A 16,658-nucleotide genomic window follows, 5' to 3' on the forward strand; every position below is an offset into this window, starting at 1 on the left:
TACTACCTTATTGTTTTTTCATAGTAATTGGGAATTTTTTCCCGTTATCATAAACCCCTTGACAATCAGCTTGATTGTTTTTACCAGGCGTACATTGAATTTTTGGTAATTGATATTTACTATTGTCACTACATATTGCTTCAGTATTGCTGGCAATATTTAAATTCGACTTGTTAATACCGCTATCTACTTTACCTACACACTTAACACCATCACTACGTGTTACGGTAACTTGACCATTACCTTCATTAAAGTCATAACTCAATTGTAATGGTTTGCCTGTAGCTTTATCTTGAATACCGCCTCCAACAGACCATTGACCATCTAAAAATTTAGTTGATCCCTGTTTAAGTTGATCTTGAGATAAAGCTAAATTATTAGTTTGATCTGGGTTAGTTCCTGTACCTGTTTGCTTACCATCATCTAAATCTGGTGGAATTGACCCTTTGCTATTTTCATCTTTTTTATCAGGTTCACTAGTCGGTGACTTATCATCTTTTTTATTTTGATTATCAACTTTGTCTTTTTCTGAATTATTAACCTGATCATCTTTATTTAACGTGTCTGAGTTTTGATTAAGATTATTATCATCTTTAACATCATTAGGTAATGTAGCGGAATCAACAGGATTAACCGTGTTAGCTACAACATCACCATCCACTTTGGCACCGTTGGCATCAATAATATCATGGCCGTTGGTTGTTACACCGTTAACCACTTTAATGTTTCTATCTATTACTTTATTAGTAGGTTCAGGATCTTTTTTATCTTGCTCCAGCTTTTCATCGGTAATAGTAGGAGAAGAAACATGATTATCACTGCCTAAATCAGCATTAATCGATACTACAGGGGATTGCCAACAGCCTCGAAGCCAAAAAATCGCCAATAAAAGTAATAATAGAGGCAGTAATGCAAGTAACCAGAGCCACCAGCGTTTCCACCATGGTTTGTTAATAATGGCCGGCTCAGTAAATGTATGATTGGTTGATGGAGTTGGTTGTTTGAATGATTCTAAACAATAAAATGGCGAATTGACTTGCGCAGTTTGCGGATAAACAAATCCCCAAAAAGTAATAACCGGTTTACCGTTAACAATATAGACAAATTGATTACTTGGAAATCGAATTGCCATCAAATTGGGTTCTAGGTCATCACTCTTATTGTTAGGATCATAAATCAAGCGACTAAAAAGCAGTTGATCGCCTTCTAAATTAGGGTTGCTTGCTAACTGTTTACCAAAATTCAATACTTTGTGTTCAAACTCTTTGAGTAAAATCAAAGCTGATTCTTGCTCTGATTCGCTCGCTGATGTCCAAGGTACAATATCATATTGTCCATCAGGTTGATCTGATTCAAAAGGAATGTACCAATCAATAATATTACCCTGATCATTACGTTGTGGTATAGCTAAACAATCGGCATATTGTTTACCTAATTTAATTCTAAACATTTCACGGATTTGCGCTGCAACAAGATAAGCGGCTTTCCCATCATGCCCAAGCATTTTGAAATCTTTAATATCACCACTGCGAAGTAATGTATTTATCATATATTCCTTTCTATCTCGTTATTTTAATTATTTTTATGTAACTCAATCAATTTCAACAAAAATCTAATTATGGAAACAACCACACTAAATAATAGTGTAAGTTTTTCATAAAATTTTTTATTAGTCGACCATAGTTATTCAATAACTATGAGAACTTATTATAAATAAGTTAATTAAGTTAGAGTCATTTACTTAGCTAAACTAGTTTTATTCCTGTTATATCAAGTATCGCTATAACCTGAAATTTCTTTACAAAGAAATTATTTCATAAATTGCTCATCAGTTAATACACGTAGTGGTTGCATATCACTTTCACCTTTTATCACCAAAGTGGGATCTGAGCGTAAACACGCGCCACCATAATGACCGCCAACAGTGAAAGTGCAAACTTGTAAATATCGATCATCAACCTTAGGTAAACACCAAAGTTCTTGGTAAATATTTTCTTGCTTAGCAAATTGACCAACCGTTTTGCCTAGTGTTTGTTCTTGACTACTGACTAATTCTATATCACTGCCGCGTCGACCTGCAATAGGTTTAATGGCATACCCTTTTTTGATAAGATCTGCATTAAGTTCAAACGTTGATTCTAATAAATAACGGTGATTAGGAAACAATGACCATAGCACAGGCAAAATCGCTTTATTACTTGGTATTACCGTCCATAAAGGCTCAAAAACCGAGACTTCAGGTCTTAAAAGCACATCAATTAATCTGACAGCATTTTCAGGATGCCAGGTACGAATTGGTAAGCCAGCAACTTGCGCCTCACTTTCTTGTCGAAGCTGCTCTAATACTGTTTCCCATGCCCATGTTTTCCATACACAAGTGACCTGCCTATTTTCATCATCAACTAATCGCCCCTGCTTATCCCATTTTAGACCAGTTAAGCCACGTAATATTTTGCTTTTAAAACCAGCTAAAGTCAGGGCTTTTTGCATAAATAAAGCGTGATAGTTTTCTTCACTATCATCGTCTTGCATGATGTGTACAAAAGCTTGTGCATCACTATGCTTCCAACAGTTAGCAAGCGAATTGAGTAACCCTGCACTTGGATTTGTACCAATATTGAGTTCAGCTTGTACCGCCCATTTTTCCAAAATTTGTCCTGCTTCTGTATGACAAGACGCAGAATCTGCATTGTATTCATAGACTTTCAAACCACGCTCATCCATACAAAAATCTAAACGACCTGTAATCATTTGATAGCGGCGTTGTTGCCATGAAAGCCTTAATCTTGGCCAAAGTATTTCTGGAATATTAAAATTATTTAATAAATGATCGTTTTTCAAAACTTTATCCGTTGCATGCAAATACATCAAATGTAATTCATTCGTCGCACGGATTAATTCTTGTTCAGCACTTTCTGAAATAGTAAAGTAACGATAATGATCATCATGGCTAATTGCATGGCCTGCAGCTAATACATAGGTGCTTTCTAAAGGATCTGACTCATCAAGCCATTTTTTTTCAAATTGTTTGTTATTTGTTATATGAGCACTATGAATTTTAAGTAATGGTTTTGCTACTTCAGGTTGCGGTAAACTATATTCAGTTTTATCTGTTTGAATCATCCAACCTAAAATTTTAGTATCATCAAAGGTATCATGTAATAAATAACCCTCATTTGTTACTGTCATCTTAAGTTCACGTGTCCATTGCTGACCAATAGGTAAACGCGTATGTATCACATTTTGTTCAGCTATTCTGATTTTGTCATCAAATACTTCGGTAATAACGGCAACATGCCCCGTTCTATCAAATACGCCACCATCATCCCAGATTAATAATGAACCAGCTTCGGGTATTTTTTTACTACCATTAGCAAAAGCTTGTAAAGGTAAAATAGCTTCATTAACCACTTGCCTTAAAAAGCGTAGTGAAAATATTTCGTGAGCCATACCAACATCAGTGAAAACAATACCATAATTCAAAAACAAAAAGCGCCTTGCAAATTCGACACATTGCCACTTATAGCCCATATATTCGTATCCTGAATAACTGCGAAAGGATGCATCATCGGGGTATTGTTCGGGATCTAATGTTTCATAATCTGAAGAATAAATGGCAACGCCGCCCGGTGCATAACCTAATAATGTGCCGAAAGGTTCTTTTTTGTTGGACTGAGATAACATGCTATATTGCCTTATGATTGATAGTTACGATATGTTTTATAACTAATAATAAAATTTTCTTATCATAGATCAAATTAACAGCTTTAAAAAGCGATGTTTATTTTTTGTTACTTGAAGAATCATAAAATGCCTATATATAGGAAAAAGTAGATTACACTAGTAATTAAAAATACCGATTAACTGAGAAATCAAATTATGCAACAGAAAACAAAATTAAATGAATTATTAGAATTTCCATGCTCTTTCACGTATAAAGTAATGGGAGAAGCAAAACCTGAATTAGTTGACAAAGTGGTGACAGTCATTCAAAAACATGCACCGGGAGATTATACACCTTCAGTTAAACCAAGTAGCAAAGGTAATTATCATTCGGTTTCAATTACGATTAATGCAACGCACATTGATCAAATTGAGAATCTATATAAAGAGTTAGGTGATATTGATATCGTAAGAATGGTATTATAACACTTTACCTTTTAAGGTTTTTTTGCGCAAAATAGAGCCTTGTTGTTATATTATTATAATTATGAGGCTCTAACATGAAACCAGAAACAATTGCTCTGCACACAGGCTATAGTCCAGAACCAACCACCCATGCCGTTGCTGTCCCGATTTATCAAACAACATCTTATGCTTTTGATGATACTCAACATGGCGCTGATCTTTTTGACTTAAAAGTCGCTGGCAATATTTACACACGTATTACTAACCCAACCAATGCTGTACTAGAAGCACGCGTAAGTGCCCTTGAAGGAGGAATAGGTGCATTAGCTGTCGCGTCAGGCATGGCCGCAATTACTTATGCTATTCAAGCTATTACATTTGCCGGTGAAAATATTGTTTCGGTCTCGAAATTATATGGCGGAACGTATAATTTACTTGCTCATACATTACCTAACTTCGGCATTACAACCAAGTTTGCACCGCACGATAACCTTCAAGCTATCGAACAACAAATTGATGATAAAACCAAAGCAATATATTGTGAAAGTATTGGTAATCCAGCTGGGAATATTGTTGATTTATCGTCACTTGCAGAGATCGCACATCGACATGGTATTCCTTTAATTGTCGATAACACTGTAGCAAGTCCAGCACTTTGTCGTCCTTTTGAGTTTGGTGCCGACATTGTAGTGCATTCATTAACTAAATATATTGGCGGTCACGGCAATAGTTTAGGCGGCATAATTGTCGATTCAGGTAAATTTCCATGGAAAAAATATCCGGAAAAGTATCCAATGTTAAATCAACCTGATCCCTCTTATCATGGTGTTTCATATACTGAAACTTTTGGCAATGCTGCTTATATCGCGCGCTGTCGAGTTATTCCATTGCGTAATATGGGAGCGGCACTTTCGCCATTTAATACTTTTTTATTACTGCAAGGGCTTGAAACATTATCTTTACGTATTGAACGTCACTGCCAAAACACCTTAAAAGTCGCTAGATATTTAGAATCTCATCCACAAGTAAGTTGGGTCAACTATGCCGGTCTTGATACTCATCCTGAGCATCACTTAGCGGTTAAACAGATGGATAATGGTTTGCCGGCTGGAATTTTATCTTTTGGTATAAAAGGCGGTAAAGAAGCTGGGGCTAAGTTTATTGATGCTTTAAAGCTAATTCTGCGTTTAGTTAATATTGGTGATACACGCTCACTCGCTTGTCATCCAGCGTCAACAACTCATCGTCAACTTAATGATGAAGAACTACAAAAAGCCGGAGTAAGTCAAGAAATGGTGAGATTATCTATTGGAATAGAACATATCGATGATATTATTGCTGATTTAGAACAAGCGCTTAACGCTGCAAAATAATGACAAAAAAAGAGCAAGATAAATTTAACTTCTTGCTCTTTTAGTTAATCAGTATTTATCCTAAAATTTTAGCTAACTCTTTAGTAACCTCTGCCACAGGTTGTGTACCATCAATACGGAAATATTGTGTATGACCTTGTTTAGCTTCATGCTGATAATAACTCACTAAAGGTTTAGTTAATTGATGATATTCAACAAGACGTTTACGCACGATATCTTCGTGATCATCTTTACGAATAGTTAATGGCTCACCAGTAACATCGTCAATATTCTCAACTTTTGGTGGGTTATGGCGAACATGATAAACCCGTCCTGACGGCGCATGAATACGTCTACCACTCATACGATCAATAATTACTGCATCAGGAACATCGAACTCAAGCACATAATCTATGTCAATATCTGCTGCTTTCATTGCATCAGCTTGCGGCACTGTGCGAGGAAAACCATCTAGTAAAAAACCATTAGCACAATCACTTTGCGCAATACGCTCTTTAACTAACGCAATTACCAACTCATCAGTAACAAGTTTACCGGCATCCATCAGTTCTTTAGCTTGCAAACCAAGTGGACTACCCGATTTAACCGCTGCACGTAACATATCCCCTGTTGAAATTTGGGGAATACCATATTTTTGCATAATAAATTGTGCTTGAGTGCCTTTTCCAGCGCCTGGCGCACCTAATAAAATAATTCGCATAAAATAACCTCTTATGACTCTAATATAGATAAAGTCTTTTTACTCTGGTAAATAGTGAAATATCACCTTACTGCTAGCAATTAAACCATCAGTATGACAAATATAATTAATTGCACCACAACCTTTAATCATTTGAGCATTTTGCTGACAAATTGGACAAATGTATTGTTCAAGGTAGTGCTGCTTACAATGAGAACAGACATAGTGTTGAGGTGAAACAACTTGCATTTTACGATGGCATTTAGGACAAAAACCCTCTTTACCATCTATAGTAACTTGCTCTGACATAAACTACTTTCGCCCCCTAACATGTTTCATTAATCGACGGCGTTTACGTTGTTGAGATGCTGTTAAACTATTTTTTCTGCCTTCAAATGGGTTAGCACCTTCTTTAAACTGAATACGAATAGGTGATCCCATAATTTTCAATGAGCGTCTAAAATAATTCATCAAGTAGCGCTTATATGAATCGGGTAACTCTTCAACTTGATTACCATGAATCACAACGATCGGTGGATTATATCCTCCCGCATGAGCATATTTTAATTTAACTCTGCGCCCTTTAACTAAAGGTGGTTGATGATCATCTTGAGCCATCTGCATAATTTTAGTTAATAATGCTGTGTTAACTCGTCGTGTTGCACAGTCATAGGCTTCTTGAATTGAATCAAACAGGTTGCCAACACCACTGCCATGGAGAGCAGAAATAAAATGAACACGTGCAAAATCGATAAAATCCAGTCTATCATCTAGCGTAGTTTTTACTTGCTCTTTAATATCTTGCGTTAAGCCATCCCATTTATTCACTGCAATAACAAGTGAGCGCCCACTATTAATAATAAAGCCAAGTAGTGATAAATCTTGGTCAGATATACCTTCTCTAGCATCAATGACTAAAATAACAACATTGGCATCTTCAATAGCTTGCAGTGTTTTAATGACAGAAAATTTTTCAACGGTTTCTGTCACCTTGCCACGCTTACGAACACCAGCAGTATCTATCACAACATATTCGCGATCGTCGCGTGTCATAGGGATATAAATACTATCACGAGTGGTGCCGGGCATGTCATACACGACAACGCGGTCTTCACCTAGAATTCGATTTGTTAGTGTTGACTTACCAACATTTGGACGGCCAACAATAGCTACTTTAATTGGCTGATTAATCAATGATTCGGTTTCATCAACTAAATCATCGTATGATTCAGATAAATCATCTAGTTCATTGTGAACACTAACTTCAGTTGCTTCTTCTGATTCAAATTGAAAAATTGGATCTAAGACAGTTTCGATTAATGAGGTTACGCCACGACCATGACTAGCCGCGATAGGGTGAATTTCACCTAATCCTAAACCATAAAAGTCAGAAACAGCAGTATCTACATCAATACCATCAATTTTATTAGCAACCAAAAAAGTCGCTTTTTGGCGTGAGCGTAAATGTTTAGCAATAGCATGATCAGCAGGCATAACACCCGATCTGGCATCAACCAGAAAAAGCACAATATCGGCTTCTTCAATTGCTTGTAGGGATTGTTCAGCCATAAAGCTTTCAACCCCTTCTTCTGTGCCATCGATACCGCCGGTATCAATCACGATATATTCATGACCTTTGATCTCAGCTCGGCCATATTTGCGATCACGAGTTAATCCTGGAAAATCAGCGACTAAGGCGTCTCGAGTCCGAGTTAAGCGATTAAATAAAGTCGACTTTCCAACATTCGGACGACCAACTAGTGCTACTACAGGTATCATGTTTATCTAATTACCTTAATTTTTTATAAATGCGTAAATATCACCATTTTTTGCTTGGACAATTAATTTATTGTCAACAACTAATGGTCGGGAGATTAATCCACTACTACTTACTTGTGTTTTTGCAACAATTTCACCATTGTCTTTATTTAGCCAATACAAATAACCCTCAAAATCACCCACTACAATGTAATTTTGATACACAACAGGATCGGTTAATTGACGATGTAAAAGACTGGATTGAGTCCAATCAACAGCCCCACCATTTTTAGTGATAGCTTGGATATTGTCATCTTGATCAACAACAAATAGTTGATGAGAATCAACTGCAAAACTGTGCGTTGAGCCAATTTGTTTTTTCCATACAACTTGACCATTACTTAAATCTAATGCAGCAACATTACCATTATACCCTACAGCATAAACAAGATTGCCTTCAACAACTGGGGTAGAATCGACATCGTTCAATTTTGCAATTTCAGTTGAACCCGTTGGCTGCGAAATACGCTGCTGCCAAATAAGTTGTCCATCTTTAATAAAGTAAGCATCAACACGCCCATTATCATCACCGACAATTGCTGCACCATGCGCTATAGTTGGTGTTGAATTACCCCTTAAAGATAAAGCAGGAACATCAAAAGACACATCCCATAATTCATCGCCGGTATTACGATTAAGTCCTTGTAGTACACCGTTAGCAGTATGTATGATTAATTTATCTTCTGAAGATACAGGGCGCGCTAAGACTTCACCTTTCACCGGTTTTTCCCAGACCACTTTACCACTATTGCGTTCTAAAGCATAAACAACTGCTCGTTCACTTCCTACATATACATAATTATCATCTGCACTTACGCCACCAGAAAATAAAGCTGTTTTACTGCTAAATAAGGTGCTTTGTGATAAATTGATATCCCAAATCGTATTACCGCTTGATAAATCAAGGGCTTTTACTTGACCGCTTCGACTCGCTACATAAATAGCATTATCATAATTGATCGGTCCTAATAAAGAGTAAATTTGCGTATTACCAGATGTACTATTTCGCCAAATTTGTTGAATAGGAAATTGATTGTTGACTGTCGGTGATGGTGAAATTTGAACAACATCTTCCTCACCACCAAATAACGAGCATCCAGCAAGTGAGAACATTAAAACACCGGTAAAAAAACATTTTGATAACTTCATTTTAAAGACCCTTATAGCAGGATAAATTAATTTTTATTTTGTTCTGTTGTTGCTTGTTGTGTCTGAGCTTTTTGCTCAGTTTTAGCTTGTTCTTCTTGTTCAACTTGTTGTTTAGCTTTTAAATATTCAGCTTGATTTAACTTCATTTTGATATTTGTTTCTAACTCTTTAGTTGTTCCTGAAGTTAAAGCGAGATTATATGCATCAACTGCATCACTGTAACGCTCTAATTTGACAAATATATCACCACGCAGATCGTTAACAATTGGCGCCCAACTTTTTTCAGTGATATTGGTCAACGAATTTAAGCTATCTTGATATTGACCTTGTTGATTTTGTAAGCGAGCAATACGAATATAAATAAGCGATTTTATCGGTTCTGCATCAGTCTTTTTTAGCGAGTCAGTTAACAATTTTTGCGCGCCAGCATAATCTTTTAATACGTCAACATAAAACTTGGCTGCACGTAAATTAGCAAATACACTATAAACAGTATCATTATCTTTAGCAAAGGCAACTAATTCATTGACAGAATCGGATTTTGTCTCATCTAAATTTTTAATTAATTGCTCATATCGATCTGATGATTCTATCGATTGATTCACTTTATAAGATTGCCAGTAACGCCATCCATAAAAGCCTAATAATCCAATTACGATAACTGCTACAATAATTTTCCATGTCTTAGCAAGAAATTCTTTTATCATCGAAAATTGTTCTTCACTGGTTAATTGATGACTCACTTTTTTCTCCTATTTTCCTTATTCTATTGATAAACAAGTTTGAACAATGTTGGCCTTTGCAACTTCAATTTGTTCACCTGTTTTCAAGTTTTTAATCGTGACTGTTTGGTTTGCAATTTCATTTTCGCCAATAATGATGGCTATTTTAGCACCTAATTTATCTGCTTTCGCAAATTGTTTCTTAAAATTACTCGATCCATAATTAGTTACAATTCGCTTGTTAGGTAATCCATCACGTAATTGTTCTGCAATACATTGTGCCGCTGAAATCGTTTTTTCATCGCCTGATGAAATCATATAGATATCAATCGCGTTTTCTTGCGTAAATGATGGATTTACCGCCTGAACTAATAATACTAAACGTTCAAGCCCCATCGCAAATCCTACTGCTGGTGTAGGTTGCCCACCGAGTTGGCTAACCAGTCCATCATAACGACCGCCACCACAAACAGTCCCTTGCGCACCTAAACTACTTGTTACCCATTCAAAAACAGTACGATTATAGTAATCTAAACCGCGAACTAATCTTTGATTAATATTATATTTTATTCCTGCATTATCTAACAATCGACATAAGCCTTCAAAATGCTGCTTAGAATCGTCATCTAAATAATCAAATAATTTTGGCGCTTGGTTAAGCAACTCTTGTACTACTGGATTTTTTGAATCAAGGACTCTTAGTGGATTAGTATACATTCTACGTAAACAGTCTTCATCCAATTTATCTTTATGTTGCTCAAGAAAGTCAACTAAAGCTTTTCGATAATTCGCTCTTGCCTCAAGTGAACCGATTGAATTTAATTCTAGCGAAGTATGTTTTTCAATACCTAAGGCTTTCCAAAAGCGTGCAGTTAACAATATCAGTTCAGCATCAATATTGGGCCCTTCAAGTCCAAAGACTTCAACACCAAATTGATGAAATTGACGATATCGTCCTTTTTGCGGTTTTTCATAGCGAAAAGCAGGACCTAAATACCAAAGGCGCTGTTCTTGGTTATAAAACAGCCCATGCTCAATACCTGCTCGTACACAACCAGCAGTTATTTCTGGACGTAAGGTAATACTTTCATCATTACGATCATTGAAAGTATACATCTCTTTTTCAACAATATCGGTTACTTCACCTACGGCTCGTTTGAATAGTGCTGTATCTTCAACAATAGGGGTTCTTATTTCATTATAGCCATAGCTATTTAAAACACCTTTGACAATTTTTTCAATCTGTTGCCAACTTGCACTATCTGCTGGGAGTAAATCATTCATTCCCCGTATTGATTGGATTTTTTTCTCTGCCATTTGTTTATTCGCTATTAAATAAAATTATAATTCAGTTGCTACAATTCGGTTTTTCAAAATCGAGGCTTTGGCTCGAATTTTGGATTCTAATTCATCAATCATTTTTTCGTTATCAATTCGACCTATACGCACACCATCTTCATAAAAGCCACTTTTATTATGTCCACCAGCAACGCCCATTGTCGACGCGAGTGCCTCACCAGGGCCATTGACAACACATCCAATAATAGAGACATCCATTGGCGTAATAATATCTTCTAATCGTTGCTCTAATATATTTACAGTATTAATTACATCAAACTCTTGTCTTGAACAGGTAGGGCATGCAATAAAATTGATCCCTCTTGCGCGTATACGTAACGATTTTAAAATATCAAATCCGACTTTAACTTCTTCAGTCGGGTCTGCCGCTAACGATACACGAAGCGTATCACCAATACCTTCAGACAGAAGTAAACCTAACCCTATTGCCGATTTTACCGCACCACTACGCACGCCCCCCGCTTCAGTAATACCTAAATGTAAGGGTTGCTTAATTTGCTTCGCTAATAATCGATAAGCATCTACCGCAGTAAAAACGTCCGATGCTTTGACGCTTACTTTAAATTGTTCAAAACCAAGCCGGTCGAGTATATCCACATGCCGCATCGCCGATTCAACAATTGCTTGAGGTGTCGGTTCGCCATATTTTTCTTGAATATCTTTTTCTAAAGAACCCGAGTTAACGCCAATTCTTATCGGAATATTTTTATCTTTTGCACAATCAACAACTGAGCGAATTCGGGTTTCATTACCAATATTACCTGGATTAATTCTTAAACAATCCACACCATATTCAGCAACTTTTAAAGCAATACGATAGTCAAAATGAATATCAGCTATGAGTGGAACTTTAGCTTGTTGTTTAATATATTTAAACGCTTCAGCTGCATCCATAGTTGGAACTGATACTCGCACAATATCAACACCTACGCGTTCAAGTGCTTGTATTTGAGCAACTGTTTTGGCAACATCAGTTGTACGAGTATTGGTCATCGATTGAACTGCTATAGGCGCACCACCACCTATAGGTACGTTGCCAACATAAATCCTTGTAGATTCTCGTCTAATAATCGGTGAATCTTGATGACTCATAACCTGCCTAATTATATTACAAAATAACTAGCCAGTAATCTTAACAAGATTTAAAGCAAAAGTCTGTATGAGAATAACAAAATTTGCTAACTATTAACATGGTTAGACGTCGAGGGAGAAATATAATGGCTAACTTCAACAAAATTACTTTTATTTGCTTTATTAACACAATATAGAGTGATACCTAATGCACATAAAATGACAAAAATAATCATAAACCAGATTCCTTTTCCGCGTTTACGCTTATAATTACATTGATAATTACTCTTTTGTTGGGAAGGATATTGCTCAGATAGCTGATCAATATAAGGTTGATACTCTTGAGCGGATAAACCAACAAGCTCAGCATAAGAACGAATATACCCTTTAACAAATACGAGGGGCGTTGTAATTATTTGTCCGGTTTCAATATCTTCAATAATCGTTTTGCGGACATGAATTTTATTGGCGATATCATCTTGAGTTAACCCCATTTTTTCCCTTAAATCTGAAAGTTTTTCTCCTAATGATATAGTATCCATTATCCCCTCATTTATTTTGTTAAACGCAATTTAGTTTTATTTTCACATATTTTAATAATTAATCAATTTTTTTTGCACGAAACCAATGAGTTGGTTTTTCAATTTCATTTTGTGCTGCAACCAATTGTAATTCATATTCACGCTGTTTTAAAGTTTCAAGCATCACCGCATATACCGCAGCAGTAGTATGCTCTAATGCTTCAACAAGCGATTTTCCAAGTAATATATTCGCCAAAAATAATCCACTAGTCATATCACCGACACCAACCGGTTGTTTGACACCAAAATCAACTAATGGACGGCTTATGTGCCAAGCTTCATGTTGTGTAACTAGTAACATTTCAAAATTATCTTTGTTATATCCTGCTCGACTTAAATGTTTGACTAAAATAACTTTAGGACCTTTATTACAAATTTTTCGGCAAGCAATAACTGCTTCATCAACATTATTAATGTGTTGTTTATTATTCAGCTCTTCTAATTCGAGAATGTTAGGCGCCATCATGTCAGCAACAGGTAAAGCGGTATTACATAAAAACTCAGCAACACCGGGCGCAACAATACAACCTTTTTCAGGATGTCCCATCACAGGATCGCAAAAGTAAATCGCATTTGGATTAACCGTTTTGACCTTTTTAACAATCTCAATAATTGCATTGCCTTGTTCTGGCGAACCCATATATCCACTTAAAACTGCATCACACCGCTTTAATTCATGGATTTGATTAATTCCATCAACAATCTCAGTTAAGTGCGATGCTGGCATTACCGCTCCAGTCCATTGTTGATATTGTGTATGATTAGAAAATTGTACTGTATTTAAAGGCCATACATTTACACCAATACGACGCATAGGAAATACAGCCGCACTATTACCAGCATGACCAAATACCACATGTGACTGGATCGATAAAATATTTTTCACTCGATTATCCCCAAATTAACAAACAGTAATATTTTTTACCACGACGCAGTAAAGTATAACGATTAAACAGTTTATCGCTATCAGTAAAACGGTAATCAATTGTTGAGTTACGTTCTCCATTCACCGAAATGGCATTTGATTCTATCATAGTTCTTGCCTGACCTCGGGAAGGTGCAAACTGTGCATTAACGATTGCTTGTTGTAAATCAGCATCACTTTCAATTGATAGTGTTGGCATACCATCTTGCGCTAACTGTTCAAAATCAGCTTGCGATAAATCACTTAATTTTCCTGAGAAGAGACTTTCGGTAATACGTTTTGCGGCAATAAGACCCTCTTCACCATGCACTAAACGAGTCACTTCCTCTGCCAATACATATTGAGCCCTTGGTGCAACGCCACTATTTTTATCTTCTTCTTCCAGTGCATCAATTTCACTTAATGGCATGAAAGTGAAGAATTTTAAGAAGCGATATACATCAGCATCAGCCGTATTAATCCAAAATTGATAGAATTTATATGGACTAGTCTTTTTCGGATCAAGCCAAACAGCACCGCTTTCTGTTTTACCAAATTTAGTTCCGTCAGATTTTGTAATTAAAGGAACGGTTAAACCGTAAACTTGTTTTTGATGTAATCGGCGGGTTAAATCAATACCTGCGGTAATATTTCCCCATTGATCTGAACCACCAATTTGTAATACGACACTGTGAGATTTATTTAAGCACGCAAAATCATAAGATTGTAATAGACTATAAGAAAATTCAGTAAATGAAATGCCTTGCTCGTCGCGGTCAATACGTTGCTTCACTGATTCTTTATTAATCATAGCATTGACTGAAAAATACTTACCAACATCACGTAAAAAAGTGAGCACATTCATACCACTAAACCAATCATAGTTGTTGGCAACAATGGCGGCATTTTCACCACAATTAAAATCTAAAAATGGTGACACTTGTTGTTTAATTTTTTCACTCCATTCAACAACTGTTTCTTCTGTATTGAGTTTACGTTCAACTGCTTTAAAACTCGGATCACCAATTAAACCCGTTGCGCCACCGACCAAAGCTATCGGTTTATGGCCAGCTAATTGAAAGCGTTTTAAACAAAGTAAAGGGACTAAATGACCAAGATGCAAACTATCGGCAGTAGGATCAAAACCACAATAAAGCGCAATGGGATGTTGTTCTATGAGTTCTATCAGTGCTTTTTCATCAGTAAGCTGAGCAATCAGTCCACGCTCTTGCAGTTGTTTGATCACATTTTTTGTCATGATATTTACCTATTATATTTTGTTACGTTTAGAGTTTACTTTAAATAAAAATTTTATTCCGCTTTATTATGAAAACGTTTATACGCCTTTTTAAAATGATCTGCCACAATTTCGTTAGGTCTGTTATCGCATAAACTAACAACCACAATGGCAATAGATGCAAATAAAAATCCAGGAATAAGTGAATAAAGGTTAAACCAATTAAAATTGATCCACAGCAACACGGTTATTGCACCAATCACCATTCCCGCTAATGCACCATTACGTGTCATTCTTGACCAAAATACAGAAAAAACAATAATTGGTCCAAAAGCTGCACCAAATCCTGCCCAAGCATGACTAACTAAATCAAGTACACTGTTATTAGGATTGATAGCTAATAAAATAGCGATAACCGAAACCAATAGCACCATAATACGCCCTACCCAAACAAGTTCGCGCTGTTTAGCGTTTGGTCTTAAAAAAGCACGGTAAAAGTCTTCAGTTAAGGCACTTGAGCAAACAAGTAGCTGACAACTTAACGTGCTCATTACTGCGGCTAAAATTGCAGCAAGTAAAATACCAGCAATCCAAGGATTAAACAGTAATTTTGATAGCTCAATAAAAATACGTTCATGCTTACCATTATTAATTAAGTAAGCTAAATCTGGATTATTAGCAAAATAAGCGATTCCAAAAAAACCAACCGTAATGGCACCAACTAAACATAAAATCATCCATGTCATACTAATTCGACGAGCATTTTTCATTACCTCGTGTGAATCAGCAGCCATAAACCTTGCTAAAATATGTGGTTGACCAAAATAACCTAATCCCCATCCTAATAAAGAGATAATAGAGATAAAGTCCATATGGGCAAAGATATTTATATAATCGGGATTAAGTGATTCAATATGGACAATAGCATCATTAAAACCACCTGCATTAGCTATAACCATAATTGGGGTTAAAATCAGGGCGAACATCATTAAACTAGCTTGAATCGTATCAGTCCAGCTCACCGCTAAAAAACCACCAATAAAAGTATAGGCAATAGTCGCGCCAGCACCAGCTAACATTGCCCAACCATAGCTCATACCAAATGTACTTTCGAATAATTTTGCGCCAGCAACGACACCTGAAGCACAATAAATAGTAAAAAAGATTAGAATAATTACTGCCGAAATAATACGCAGTAAAGAGCTCTTATCATCAAATCGTCGGGCAAAATAGTCCGGTAATGTCAAAGAATTATGGTTAATTTCGGTAAAAACTCGTAACCTGCCAGCAATTAGTAACCAATTTAGATAAGCACCGATTATCAAACCAATAGCAATCCAACTCTGAGAAATACCGAATAAAAAAACGGCACCGGGAAGCCCCATTAACAACCAGCCACTCATATCAGAAGCACCGGCTGAAAGTGCTGTCACAACACTACCGATACGACGCCCACCGAGAATATAATCACCAAAGTTTTGCGTTGCACGAAACGCAAAAAAACCGATCGCAATCATCCCTAAAATGTACACACTAAAGGTGACAATCATTGGTAACGACATTTTTATAAAAAACCTTGTATTATGAAATTGAAATAGTGGGGTAGCTTATCATAAAAAGACGATGCTAAAAAGCAG

The 16,658-nt window shown here is 36.3% G+C and carries 15 protein-coding genes; 2 read left to right on the plus strand and 13 right to left on the minus strand.

Annotated features, from left to right (window positions below):
• Nucleotides 1-7: 7 nt before the first annotated feature.
• Both A9G03_RS02255 and gss read right to left on the minus strand, forming a co-directional pair.
• The gene (locus tag A9G03_RS02255) at nt 8-1,549 is read right to left on the minus strand and encodes an SrfA family protein (protein ID WP_065798317.1); all 1,542 of its coding nucleotides are present in this window, start codon (nt 1,547-1,549) and stop codon (nt 8-10) included.
• Between the two features lie 260 nt (nt 1,550-1,809).
• Nucleotides 1,810-3,684, minus strand: coding sequence for a bifunctional glutathionylspermidine amidase/synthase (gss, locus tag A9G03_RS02260; RefSeq protein WP_065634509.1), 1,875 nt, complete (start codon nt 3,682-3,684; stop codon nt 1,810-1,812).
• Nucleotides 3,685-3,879: 195 nt separating this feature from the next.
• Here gss and ybeD point away from each other — a divergent pair, with 195 nt between their 5' ends.
• Together ybeD and A9G03_RS02270 are read left to right on the plus strand one after the other, a co-directional pair.
• The gene (gene ybeD, locus A9G03_RS02265; protein WP_065634508.1) at nt 3,880-4,149 is read left to right on the plus strand and encodes a DUF493 family protein YbeD; all 270 of its coding nucleotides are present in this window, start codon (nt 3,880-3,882) and stop codon (nt 4,147-4,149) included.
• Nucleotides 4,150-4,223: 74 nt separating this feature from the next.
• The gene (locus A9G03_RS02270; protein ID WP_065798318.1) at nt 4,224-5,501 is read left to right on the plus strand and encodes a bifunctional O-acetylhomoserine aminocarboxypropyltransferase/cysteine synthase; all 1,278 of its coding nucleotides are present in this window, start codon (nt 4,224-4,226) and stop codon (nt 5,499-5,501) included.
• Nucleotides 5,502-5,556: 55 nt separating this feature from the next.
• Here the strand turns inward: A9G03_RS02270 and adk are convergent, their stop codons facing one another.
• From adk to putP, 11 genes are all read right to left on the minus strand, one after another.
• Entirely contained in the window at nt 5,557-6,201 is a 645-nt protein-coding gene (gene adk, locus A9G03_RS02275) for an adenylate kinase (RefSeq protein ID WP_065634506.1), read from the minus strand.
• 39 nt (nt 6,202-6,240) lie between these two features.
• On the minus strand, nt 6,241-6,489 hold the full coding sequence (locus A9G03_RS02280; protein ID WP_065634505.1) for a YfgJ family double zinc ribbon protein: 249 nt from the start codon (nt 6,487-6,489) through the stop codon (nt 6,241-6,243).
• Between the two features lie 3 nt (nt 6,490-6,492).
• The gene (gene der, locus A9G03_RS02285) at nt 6,493-7,959 is read right to left on the minus strand and encodes a ribosome biogenesis GTPase Der (RefSeq protein ID WP_065798319.1); all 1,467 of its coding nucleotides are present in this window, start codon (nt 7,957-7,959) and stop codon (nt 6,493-6,495) included.
• 15 nt (nt 7,960-7,974) lie between these two features.
• Complete coding sequence (gene bamB, locus A9G03_RS02290) at nt 7,975-9,147, minus strand: outer membrane protein assembly factor BamB (protein ID WP_065634503.1); 1,173 nt, start codon at nt 9,145-9,147, stop codon at nt 7,975-7,977.
• 26 nt (nt 9,148-9,173) lie between these two features.
• Nucleotides 9,174-9,890, minus strand: a complete 717-nt coding sequence (locus tag A9G03_RS02295; RefSeq protein WP_065634502.1) for a YfgM family protein — start codon at nt 9,888-9,890, stop codon at nt 9,174-9,176.
• An 18-nt stretch (nt 9,891-9,908) separates the two neighbouring features.
• Nucleotides 9,909-11,186 (minus strand): histidine--tRNA ligase, encoded by a 1,278-nt coding sequence (gene hisS, locus A9G03_RS02300; protein WP_082209384.1) that lies wholly within the window; start codon nt 11,184-11,186, stop codon nt 9,909-9,911.
• Between the two features lie 24 nt (nt 11,187-11,210).
• Nucleotides 11,211-12,320 (minus strand): flavodoxin-dependent (E)-4-hydroxy-3-methylbut-2-enyl-diphosphate synthase, encoded by a 1,110-nt coding sequence (ispG, locus tag A9G03_RS02305; protein WP_065634500.1) that lies wholly within the window; start codon nt 12,318-12,320, stop codon nt 11,211-11,213.
• Between the two features lie 86 nt (nt 12,321-12,406).
• Nucleotides 12,407-12,841 carry a helix-turn-helix domain-containing protein gene (locus A9G03_RS02310; RefSeq protein ID WP_065634499.1) on the minus strand — a complete coding sequence of 145 codons (435 nt, stop codon included), beginning with the start codon at nt 12,839-12,841 and terminating at the stop codon, nt 12,407-12,409.
• Nucleotides 12,842-12,899: 58 nt separating this feature from the next.
• Complete coding sequence (gene pdxY, locus A9G03_RS02315; RefSeq protein ID WP_065634498.1) at nt 12,900-13,766, minus strand: pyridoxal kinase PdxY; 867 nt, start codon at nt 13,764-13,766, stop codon at nt 12,900-12,902.
• A gap of 4 nt (nt 13,767-13,770) precedes the next feature.
• Nucleotides 13,771-15,042, minus strand: a complete 1,272-nt coding sequence (gene tyrS, locus A9G03_RS02320; protein WP_218837063.1) for a tyrosine--tRNA ligase — start codon at nt 15,040-15,042, stop codon at nt 13,771-13,773.
• A gap of 53 nt (nt 15,043-15,095) precedes the next feature.
• Nucleotides 15,096-16,589 carry a sodium/proline symporter PutP gene (gene putP, locus A9G03_RS02325; RefSeq protein ID WP_065634496.1) on the minus strand — a complete coding sequence of 498 codons (1,494 nt, stop codon included), beginning with the start codon at nt 16,587-16,589 and terminating at the stop codon, nt 15,096-15,098.
• Between the last annotated feature and the right edge of the window lie 69 nt (nt 16,590-16,658).

This window comes from Gilliamella sp. wkB171 (assembly GCF_001693755.1).
In the GTDB taxonomy this organism is placed as follows: domain Bacteria; phylum Pseudomonadota; class Gammaproteobacteria; order Enterobacterales; family Orbaceae; genus Gilliamella; species Gilliamella apicola_F.